6 protein-coding genes are annotated in these 5,267 nt (G+C 43.5%); 4 read left to right on the forward strand and 2 right to left on the reverse strand.

Translation table 11 applies throughout. The features are described from left to right. Positions 1-662, forward strand: a 662-nt coding sequence (locus HP456_RS19460) for an aldehyde dehydrogenase family protein (RefSeq protein WP_172254183.1), incomplete at its 5' end; no start/stop codon positions are given. A 142-nt stretch (positions 663-804) separates the two neighbouring features. Here the strand turns inward: HP456_RS19460 and HP456_RS19465 are convergent. Next, the gene (locus HP456_RS19465) at positions 805-1,038 is read right to left on the reverse strand and encodes a DUF378 domain-containing protein (RefSeq protein WP_172254185.1); all 234 of its coding nucleotides are present in this window, start codon (positions 1,036-1,038) and stop codon (positions 805-807) included. Between the two features lie 189 nt (positions 1,039-1,227). On the opposite strand from HP456_RS19465, the gene HP456_RS19470 reads away from it, so the two are divergent. From HP456_RS19470 to HP456_RS19480, 3 genes are all read left to right on the forward strand, one after another. Continuing rightward, positions 1,228-2,391, forward strand: a complete 1,164-nt coding sequence (locus HP456_RS19470; protein ID WP_172254187.1) for an iron-containing alcohol dehydrogenase — start codon at positions 1,228-1,230, stop codon at positions 2,389-2,391. 409 nt (positions 2,392-2,800) lie between these two features. Beyond that, positions 2,801-4,150: a glucose-6-phosphate isomerase gene (locus HP456_RS19475; RefSeq protein WP_172254189.1), complete on the forward strand. Its 1,350-nt coding sequence runs from the start codon at positions 2,801-2,803 to the stop codon at positions 4,148-4,150. 106 nt (positions 4,151-4,256) lie between these two features. Then, the gene (locus HP456_RS19480; RefSeq protein WP_172254191.1) at positions 4,257-4,664 is read left to right on the forward strand and encodes a YugN-like family protein; all 408 of its coding nucleotides are present in this window, start codon (positions 4,257-4,259) and stop codon (positions 4,662-4,664) included. A 68-nt stretch (positions 4,665-4,732) separates the two neighbouring features. On the opposite strand, the gene HP456_RS19485 is transcribed toward HP456_RS19480, so the two are convergent. Continuing rightward, positions 4,733-5,267 (reverse strand): TrkA-related ion transporter (locus HP456_RS19485; protein ID WP_172254192.1); only part of this gene is annotated, 535 nt, incomplete at its 5' end.

Here is a 5,267-nt window from a genome sequence, read left to right on the forward strand (position 1 = left end):
TGACGAATGCGGGGCAGACATGCGTGGCGCCCGATTACCTCTTTGTTCACAAAGAGGTAAAGGAAGAATTTATACAATCGTTCCAAAAAGCGGTCAGGGATTTTTACGGGAATAATCCGCTTACGAATGACACTTACGGGCGAATAGTGAATGAGCGTCACTTCCATCGATTGACGGGCTACTTCAAAGACGGCGATATATTGACGGGAGGCAGTGTGGATCATGCGAGCCTTAAAATCGAACCGACTCTGATGGTACCTAAAGACGACAAAGTTCCCCTCATGCAGGATGAGATATTCGGGCCCATTTTTCCGGTGTTGGAATATGAAGAACTGGACGAAGTGATCAGCTTTATCAACGAACGCCCCAAACCGTTGGCGCTTTACCTGTTTACAAGCGAAGACCATGTGGCCGATAAAGTGAACAACTCCATTTCATATGGGGGAGGCTGCGTGAATGATACACTCATGCACTTGGCGACCCCCTACCTTCCTTTCGGGGGAGTAGGCGAAAGCGGATTCGGAAATTATCATGGAGAATCAAGCTTTGCGACATTTTCCCATTACAAAAGCATCTTGAAACAGACGACCAAGTTTGATTTCAGTTTCAGATATCCCAATGCGAAATTCGGATTAAAAATAATTAAAAAACTGATGAAATAACGGGAGATCGCTTACTCTTATGGGGAGTCACCTTTTTTGTGGGTTTAAGCTGAAAAACTTAAACATTCGCCGGGTTTTAAAAAAGGAAATGAAAAGACCCATCACTCAAATAAACTTTGAGGATGGGCCCTTATCTACAAACTTAGCGAGTTGGTTCTGTATGTGGTTCTCTTTCAATCTCTTCAGTTGGTTTGAATAGTAATCCAAGATTTATGAGACCGGCGATTCCTACTAAACCGTAGATGATACGGGATAATGCTGAATCTTGTCCACCGAAGATGGCAGCTACCAGGTCAAATTGGAAGAATCCGATCAGCCCCCAGTTAATGGCACCAATAATCGTTAGAACCAAAGCAATACGTTGAATTCCACTCATGTCATTTTTCCTCCTTAAACAATGGCTCATTTATAAGGTGTCCAATCTTTTTTTTCCTATTCCAGACAAGAAAGTTTTTCTGTGTGCAAGTTCTTTGCAATTTGGGAAAGATATATTCGATAATAGAATAGTGAATCAATCGGTTTCCATCTGTTGGGGAGTCCGTCATTAATAAAGGAGGTAACGAAGATGAATACGTTTACTTTTTATAATCCGACCAAGCTTATATTTGGTAAAGGACAACTCGAACAATTGAAAGAATTGGTACCTCATTATGGAAAGAAAGTGCTTCTTGTTTATGGAGGAGGAAGCATTAAACGTAATGGCTTATACGATGAAGTGGTTTCCATTTTAAATAGTATCGATGCTGAAGTGCATGAACTTCCTGGAGTAGATCCGAACCCCCGTCTTTCTTCTGTGAGAGAAGGGGTGAAAATTTGTAAGGAAAACGATGTCGACTTTCTGCTTGCAGTCGGCGGCGGGAGTGTCATCGACTGTACAAAAGCAATTGCTGCCGGTGCAAAATATGATGGAGATGCATGGGATCTGGTCACGAAGAAAGCTGTGGCACATGAAGCACTTCCATTCGGGACGGTGCTGACACTTGCAGCGACAGGTTCTGAAATGAACGCAGGATCAGTCATCACGAATTGGGACACTCAGGAGAAGTACGGCTGGGGCAGCCCGGTTACATTCCCGCAGTTCTCAATCCTCGATCCGGTGAATACGTTCACTGTACCTAAAAACCACACCGTTTACGGTATGGTTGATATGATGTCCCATGTATTTGAGCAGTATTTTAACGACGCAGCAAACACACCGTTACAGGACCGTATGTGTGAAAGTACCTTAAGAACGGTTATTGAAGCGGCCCCTAAATTGCTCAATGACCTTGAAAATTATGAGCTTCGTGAAACGATCCTATACGCAGGAACAATCGCTTTAAACGGAATGCTTCAAATGGGCTATCGCGGAGACTGGGCAAGCCACAACATCGAGCATGCGGTATCAGCTGTATATGATATCCCTCATGCAGGCGGTCTGGCGATCATATTCCCTAACTGGATGAAGCATAACCTAGAGGTAAGTCCTGCCCGATTTGCACAAATGGCTGTACGTGTATTCGATGTTGATCCGTCTGGAAAAACAGAAGAAGAAACGGCACTTGAAGGAATCAGCAAGCTTCGGGAATTCTGGAGCTCAATCGGTGCCCCATCCAGTCTTGCCGACTATGACATCGATGACAGCAAGCTTGACTTGATGGCAGACAAAGCAATGGTAAACGGAGAATTCGGCAACTTCAACAAACTGAACAAAGAAGATGTACTCGCAATATTGAGGTCTTCTTTATAATCATTGGAAAGGGCAGCTTTTACGGCTGCCTTTTTTGTAGTGAAATTATTCGATTCGGTTGGTAATATAAGTAAGCTATGTACAGGTGAAATGGACTTCTCATTAATTTATAGGATTAATCCCTCTTTTTTTGTAAATGGGGTGACTCTAGCTTTTGATTGGAGTGAAAGACGAAGATTCCTGCGGGAGAAGTGACCAATGTGAGACCCCGGAGGCGAAGTCTTGCACGGAAATCAAAAGCGGCGATTTTCCCCTATTTTAAATCCAAAAAGCAAGGGGAAATCAACAAGAAAGAATGTTTTAAGAAAAAATTCAGATGAGTACGCTTTCAAAAGGGGAGCGTTCTTGATTATCGTCTCAGCATTCGATAAAGTGAGATAGAAGAAAATAATTTAATCGGAGGATGGTTATGACACACATTCGTTTTGATTATTCAAAAGCGTTATCGTTTTTTGGAGAACATGAACTTACATATTTAAGTGATGCAGTGAAAGTTGCGCATCATTCATTACACGAACAAACGGGTGCAGGAAGTGACTACTTGGGATGGGTCGACCTTCCGGTGGATTACGATAAAGAAGAATTCTCCCGCATTCAGAAATCTGCTGAAAAAATTAAGAGTGACTCTGATGTCCTGCTTGTCATCGGAATCGGGGGATCGTACCTTGGGGCTCGTGCTGCGATTGAAATGCTGAATCACAGTTTCTACAATGCCCTCCCTAAAGAGAAGCGTTCGGCTCCGCAGGTCATCTTCCTTGGACAGAACATCAGCTCTACGTACATGAGAGACCTTATGGATATTTTAGAAGGAAAAGACTTCTCGATTAATGTAATTTCAAAATCTGGTACAACAACAGAACCGGCGATCGCTTTCCGTATTTTCCGTAAGATGCTTGAAGAAAAGTATGGTGTGGAAGAAGCACGCAAACGCATTTATGCGACAACCGATAAGTCTAAGGGTGCCCTTAAAACATTGGCAAACGACGAAGGCTATGAAACATTTGTCGTGCCGGATGATGTCGGCGGCCGTTATTCTGTCCTTACAGCAGTTGGCTTGCTCCCAATTTCTGTAAGTGGTGTTGAAATCGAACAGATGATGAAAGGTGCTGCAGAGGCACGCGAAGACTTCAGCAAATCGGAACTGACAGAAAACCCTGCATATCAATACGCAGTTGTACGTAATGTCCTTTACAATAAAGGCAAGACAATCGAAATGCTGATCAACTATGAACCGGGATTACAATATTTCTCTGAGTGGTGGAAGCAGTTGTTCGGCGAAAGTGAAGGAAAAGACCAGAAAGGGATTTTCCCTTCATCGGCTAACTTCTCGACAGACCTTCACTCTCTAGGACAGTATGTGCAGGAAGGCAGACGTGACCTGTTTGAAACGGTCATCAAAGTTCAGGAACCGCGTCACGAACTGAAGATTGAAAAAGCGGACAGTGATCTTGACGGCCTGAACTATCTTGCAGGCGAAACGGTTGACTTTGTGAATAACAAAGCATTCGAGGGAACACTTCTTGCCCATACAGATGGAGGAGTACCGAATCTGATCGTGGAAATTCCGGCTATGGATGCCTACACATTCGGCTACCTGGTTTATTTCTTCGAAAAAGCTTGTGCGATGAGCGGATATCTCCTTGGGGTCAATCCATTTGACCAGCCTGGAGTTGAAGCATATAAAGTGAACATGTTTGCGCTTCTGGGGAAACCTGGATTTGAAGAAAAGAAAGCAGAACTGGAAAAACGCCTGAAGTAAATTTCATATTAAAGAGCGCGTGAGATTCATTTCTCCGCGCTCTTTTTAAATACATTTTTCCTTCTCTTTTGGAAAAACTATTCCTAAAGAAAGGGGTATGATTTGAGTGATTGAGCTTTCATCGACTATTGAAGGTAAACATTATGAACTGTACAAGCTTGAACAGCTTCTTAAACCGCTGGGCTATACAATCGGCGGCAATTGGGAGTATGATCACGGCTACTTTGATTATAAGATCGACGACGAGGTCGGCTATCAATTCCTGCGTGTTCCTTTCCGGGCGGTTGACGGCCAGCTTGATTCAAGAGGTGCAACGGTTGAATTCGGGAAGCCATTCCTGCTTGGACATAAGTATCAAAGGGGAATAGATGATTTTGCCACTGCTGGTGATTTCTCAGGGACGGTTAATCAATTCTCCGAGCCTGTTGATCCTGATTCAAGCCTTCCTGACAAATACGTAGACATCGGCAAGGAGCTTGTGAAGGAACTTGAGGAAACCATCATGACAAGCTAATTGCCGGGAAGTTTATGAATAAAATAAAGCTGGCTCCTTTAGCGGTAGTCAGCTTTTCATTATCTAACCTAATTCGTGATGACAAGCAGTTCGTCAGTTGCTTCGACGATAGTCGTCAAAGGGGGATTCACAGATGTTTCCCCGCCTTTTTTTATTCCGAGCAAGATGATATTTTTTTGCAGGAGCCTTTGACTGATGCTTTGAAATGTTTCATTGATACAATCGTCAGTCACCAGCACAAGCTGCAGGTGATTGCCTTTAAGGTGATTCAATAGTTTCAGGATCGCCTTTGACATTCCTTGTGATATGATACTGTTGATCATGACATAGCTCGTCTGCATATTGGTTTGAATCACTTCATTCGCCCCAGCCCGCTCAGCATTTACGACCTGATCCTTCTGAAGGATTTCCACCACGGTATACACTTCGGGATGATTCCCTTTTACTGCGAGCAGTGTGAGGACAGAATGCATATCGGCTTCCACTTCATTGCGATTCTGATCCGCTGTTATGATGGCGATCGAGGCTTCGTGCATACTTGCTTTCTGAAGCACTTTATCCTTAAATGGTGTTCCTTTGATAAAATGGATATGATGATTGCGG

This window comes from Bacillus haikouensis (assembly GCF_013179555.1).
Lineage (GTDB): Bacteria > Bacillota > Bacilli > Bacillales > Bacillaceae_B > Rossellomorea > Rossellomorea haikouensis_A.

What these genes read in the sequence shown, in the direction of transcription:
- HP456_RS19465 (WP_172254185.1), bottom strand. Translation starts at nt 1,038, where the DNA reads ATGAGTGGAATTCAACGTATTGCTTTGGTTCTAACGATTATTGGTGCC.
- HP456_RS19470 (WP_172254187.1), top strand. Translation starts at nt 1,228, where the DNA reads ATGAATACGTTTACTTTTTATAATCCGACCAAGCTTATATTTGGTAAA.
- HP456_RS19475 (WP_172254189.1), top strand. Translation starts at nt 2,801, where the DNA reads ATGACACACATTCGTTTTGATTATTCAAAAGCGTTATCGTTTTTTGGA.